At 46.1% G+C, this 660-nt stretch carries 2 tRNA genes and 1 rRNA gene; all 3 read left to right on the forward strand.

Annotated features, from left to right (window positions below):
• A 16S ribosomal RNA gene (locus HBO41_RS29340) occupies positions 1-76 on the forward strand; the annotation flags it as partial.
• Between the two features lie 122 nt (positions 77-198).
• A tRNA-Ile gene (locus HBO41_RS29345) sits at positions 199-275 on the forward strand.
• A 10-nt stretch (positions 276-285) separates the two neighbouring features.
• A tRNA-Ala gene (locus HBO41_RS29350) sits at positions 286-361 on the forward strand.
• The last annotated feature ends 299 nt before the right edge of the window (positions 362-660 follow it).

The following is a 660-nucleotide window of genomic DNA, read 5'->3' on the forward strand; positions in this document are numbered from 1 at the left end:
CACGGTGTGATTCATGACTGGGGTGAAGTCGTAACAAGGTAGCCGTAGGGGAACCTGCGGCTGGATCACCTCCTTAATCGACGACATCAGCTGCTCCATAAGTTCCCACACGAATTGCTTGATTCATTGAAGAAGACGATAGAAGCAGCTTTAAGCTCCAAGCTGATAGCTCTTAGCTAATCAGTGACGCTCGAAATTGGGTCTGTAGCTCAGTTGGTTAGAGCGCACCCCTGATAAGGGTGAGGTCGGCAGTTCGAATCTGCCCAGACCCACCAATTTTGTTATGGGGCCATAGCTCAGCTGGGAGAGCGCCTGCCTTGCACGCAGGAGGTCAACGGTTCGATCCCGTTTGGCTCCACCATTAACTGCTTCTGCTGTTAGAGTTTAGAAATGAATATTCTGAAGTGAATATTGATTTCTAGTCTTTGATTAGATCGTTCTTTAAAAATTTGGGTATGTGATAGAAAGATAGACTGAACGTTACTTTCACTGGTAACGGATCAGGCTAAGGTAAAATTTGTGAGTTCTCTTAGTTGAGAAATTCGAATTTTCGGCGAATGTTGTCTTCACAGTATAACCAGATTGCTTGGGGTTATATGGTCAAGTGAAGAAGCGCATACGGTGGATGCCTTGGCAGTCAGAGGCGATGAAAGACGTGGT

Origin of the sequence: Pseudomonas sp. WS 5146, from assembly GCF_012985495.1 — a bacterium.
Taxonomy (GTDB): domain Bacteria; phylum Pseudomonadota; class Gammaproteobacteria; order Pseudomonadales; family Pseudomonadaceae; genus Aquipseudomonas; species Aquipseudomonas edaphica.